Source organism: Phyllobacterium sp. (genome assembly GCF_037994405.1).
In the GTDB taxonomy this organism is placed as follows: domain Bacteria; phylum Pseudomonadota; class Alphaproteobacteria; order Rhizobiales; family Rhizobiaceae; genus Phyllobacterium.
Map to the genome: position 1 here is coordinate 1 of NZ_JBBNAN010000266.1, position 3,338 is coordinate 3,338.

The following is a 3,338-nucleotide window of genomic DNA, read 5'->3' on the forward strand; positions in this document are numbered from 1 at the left end:
ATGCCGACCGAGACGTGGACGCCGTTGGTCAGAACGTCGAATACCGCCGACCGAGCCTGCGCCTGATCGAGGATCTGCTGCATCTTTTCAGAGGGCGCGTCGCCTTCAATCTCGAAGCGAATCGTGACATTCTGGTAGCCGTTTCGGACCTCGTCCGAGATGCCGAGGATGCCGCGTAGATCGATGTCACCCTCGATGTAGGATTGCACCTTCGTGAGCTTCACGCCGCGGGCCGCCGCAATATTGGCGATGCCGGCGGTCAGGCAGGTGGCGAGCGCGTGGAGCAGCCATTCGACGGGTGTTGGGCCACGATCGGTGCCGCAGAGCACCGTCGGATGATCGCCATCGGCGAAATACGACTTGATGTGTTTCTGCTCGGCGCTGGCGCCGAAAAAGCCATGCATTGCACTGCGGCTGTGGGTGCCCTCGATCCATTCATTGCTGGCACGGAACTGGAACCTGGCCAGGTCCGGCTGGCCCGCAACGAAGTTGATCGTGCTCAGGAGGGTCGGTGTGTCGACGCCGTTGAGTGGCGGACGGGGCGCCTTAGTCTGCATGTTCATGGTGGTTCTCCTCCTTCGGTTGGAAATGTGGGATTTGTTCCCGCATTGACACCGACCAATTTCAGGGCGCTGCGTTTGAGCCACAGTTGGAGCCACAGTTGAATCGAATGTGACAGCGCCACTCGGAGTACCTCGCAATCCTGACATTCCTGCAAACAAAAACCCGCTTTACTTTGATCTTGGCTTCTGCGGGCCTCTGCGCACCGACTTTCTGGATCGCAACGACTATTGTGGTCTGTTCCGAACACCGACATCGCGCAAAGTTGCGTTACGAAAAAGCTTTTTTCACAACGGCGTCTTCCTTTGATCAGGCGGCCCCGTATCGCCATTGCTTTCCACCGTCGTCGAACGAGGTGGAATGACGATGTTGGCGGTATCGGTGTGCTCAAGAACGGCCCGGTAGGTGGGCCTGCCGTCATAGGCCCCGTCTGCGGTGAACTGACCAATCTCACCATCGATCTGATCGGTGGCACCTGCGAAGGATCGTCAGCGTCCTGATCCGTGAGTGTATGGGCAACGATCCGGCCACTGTCGGCATCCACCGCCAGGTGTAGTTGCGCCAGTTGCGGCGCGACTTCGTGCCATGCTTCTCCTGTAACCACTGCCCGGCGCCGTACACTTGGTGAGTAGGCCGGAGGGATTGCACCTCCAGCCTCTAGCAGAACGGTGCGTGAGACTCTCGCCTCACACCGCTCCCATCAGGCAAACGCGCCGATCATGCCGAGTTGCCAGTGTACGAACAGGTCGGCGCGGGTCTCGACCATCCGTTCTAGAAAACGGGTAGCCGCGAGCTTGCGCCTCGCAAAGCGGTTGAACTTCCGCATCACCTACCGCTTGAGCGTCAGGTTGACGTGGCGGAGCATGGGTTCCAGCTGTGAGCGCGCGTATCGGCCATAGTACCCGATCCACCCCCGAAGGAGCGGGTTGAGCTTCTTGGCGATGTCGGCCAGCGACAGATGGGTCCACTGCACAATGTTCAAGTCCCTGATCATCGCCCGCACGGATTTGAGCGCCGAAGGACTGGCCGCCGGGGCGATACTGCAAAACAAACTTCCGTCTTGCGCCTTTTACACCATGCGCGGCCGGAACTGATATCCGAGAAAGTCAAACGTGACGTTCGGATACCGCCCTTTGCGTTTTCCATCCTTACAGTAGACGATCATGGTTTTGGTGGGATGCATTTCCAGCCCGCATTCCGCCAGCCTCGCCTGAAGCGCCGCCTTGACGACCTCCGCTTCCTGCTCGTTCCGGCAATGGACCAGTCCATCATCCGCGTGCCTGCACCATGGAAGGTCGGGGTATGCCCGTTCCATCCACAGATCAAAAGCGTAATGCAGGAACAGATTTGAAAGAATCGGACTGATCACGAACCCTTGCAGGGTGCCGCGATCGCGCGAAATCCTTTGGCCATCCTGCTCCATGGGAGCTGTCAGCCATCGTTCGATGTACAGCAACGCCCATTTGCATTGCACATGCTTGCGGACGGCCTTGAGGAGGAGATCGTGCGGAAGATTGTCGAACAGGCCCTTGATACCAAATTCCAGAACCCAATCGTATTTCCAGCACCGCTTGCGCGTCACTCCGACGGCATCGAGCGCCGATTTGTTCGGCCTGTATCCGTAGGAATCTGCCAGAAAGATCCGATCGAGGTCCGGCTCGATGAGCCGCTTGACCACCATCTGCGCGATTCGATCGCTCACGGTGGGCACCCCCAAAATCCTGTCGCCTCCATTCTTCTTCGGAATGGAGACAGCACGTACCGGGGCGGAAAGTAGCTTCCCGAGCTCATCCGGTTCCAGAGCCTGTAGAGATTGCCCTGCAAGTCGGCCTCGAACTGCTCGATCGACTGCCCGTCCCACCGGCCGCACCCTTGTTGGATTTGACCGTAGGCTTCGTACACCAGCCGCTTATCAATCATAAACGGCTTGTCCGTCGTATCCGTTGTCATCATCCTGTTGCCAGTTGTTTCAATATCTACGACCACCTGACCCGCCCCCTTCGCTCCAGTCCCATTACAGGACCTTCACCGCTACTACGGGGCGATCCGTCCCAACTCGCTGCATCGGGACTCTTGCCTCGCGGTTTTGGCCGCTTGCACTTCTCCCTTGCCATCAGCAAGCTGGTTCCCGCAGTTCCGCGCAGAAGCCTGTGTCCAACTCATGCCCCCTATATGCCGTCCGCCGTCCGCCCAGTCATCAGGCTCCCTGCGGACTTGTCCCAGAAGAGATTGACGCTCCTGGTTTCGACGACACTTGACAGCTTAACGACGCGTCTTCGAAGGGTTTGCTCTCGCTCATCTTTTGGACACGCACCTGCCCCAGGTCATGCCCGGGGCTTTTGATCTGACGCTCACGACCACGGCTCTTTACCGCAGCAGCTCGGACTGGTTTGAGACCTGCTCCTGAAAGCCGATCCCGAGGAGCCTACCCTCATCTCCTACGCAGCTGTACAACACGACTTTAGTTCGTACCGAACTCCTTTCGTGCCTCTGCGGCACACTCAATCCAGTGCTGTCGATCAGTACATGGATTGGCCCGTCCGGCATCGACTGCACGCTTCCGGCTGGTCATTCCCACTACTGAGCCCGGCGGCTCAATGTCGTATGATCAGGGATCGGCAGCTGTAACCCGAGGAGATCGAGCACCGAGCGCAGGAATCCCTCAATCTGGCGCAGAAGTAAATGGAAGATGCAGCCCAACGTCAGCGCCGTTTCGATGGCGAAATCGGAGTATCGGCGCTGACCACCACGGGTGTCTCGGTCCAGAGCATCCGGTG

The 3,338-nt window shown here is 58.6% G+C and carries 4 protein-coding genes and 3 pseudogenes; 1 reads left to right on the plus strand and 6 read right to left on the minus strand.

Annotation, left to right across the window (positions count from 1 at the left end; all coding sequences use genetic code 11):
• On the minus strand, positions 1–563 hold a 563-nt coding region (locus tag AAAC48_RS14730), incomplete at its 3' end, for an OsmC family protein (protein ID WP_340654891.1).
• A 130-nt stretch (positions 564–693) separates the two neighbouring features.
• Here AAAC48_RS14730 and AAAC48_RS14735 point away from each other — a divergent pair.
• Positions 694–864, plus strand: a pseudogene (locus AAAC48_RS14735) (cytochrome-c peroxidase); the annotation flags it as partial.
• A 32-nt stretch (positions 865–896) separates the two neighbouring features.
• Here AAAC48_RS14735 and AAAC48_RS14740 read toward each other — a convergent pair.
• The 5 genes and pseudogenes from AAAC48_RS14740 to AAAC48_RS14760 form a co-directional block, all read right to left on the minus strand.
• A pseudogene (locus tag AAAC48_RS14740) lies at positions 897–1,182 on the minus strand (transposase); the annotation flags it as partial.
• Between the two features lie 79 nt (positions 1,183–1,261).
• A complete protein-coding gene (locus tag AAAC48_RS14745; protein WP_340654892.1) occupies positions 1,262–1,387 on the minus strand; it encodes a hypothetical protein in 126 nt (41 codons plus the stop codon).
• 3 nt (positions 1,388–1,390) lie between these two features.
• Entirely contained in the window at positions 1,391–1,612 is a 222-nt protein-coding gene (locus tag AAAC48_RS14750) for a group II intron maturase-specific domain-containing protein (protein WP_340654893.1), read from the minus strand.
• 18 nt (positions 1,613–1,630) lie between these two features.
• Positions 1,631–2,263, minus strand: a complete 633-nt coding sequence (locus tag AAAC48_RS14755) for a reverse transcriptase domain-containing protein (RefSeq protein WP_340654894.1) — start codon at positions 2,261–2,263, stop codon at positions 1,631–1,633.
• Between the two features lie 794 nt (positions 2,264–3,057).
• Positions 3,058–3,338: pseudogene (locus AAAC48_RS14760) on the minus strand (transposase); the annotation flags it as partial.

What these genes read in the sequence shown, in the direction of transcription:
- AAAC48_RS14745 (WP_340654892.1), bottom strand. Translation starts at nt 1,387, where the DNA reads ATGCGGAAGTTCAACCGCTTTGCGAGGCGCAAGCTCGCGGCTACCCGT.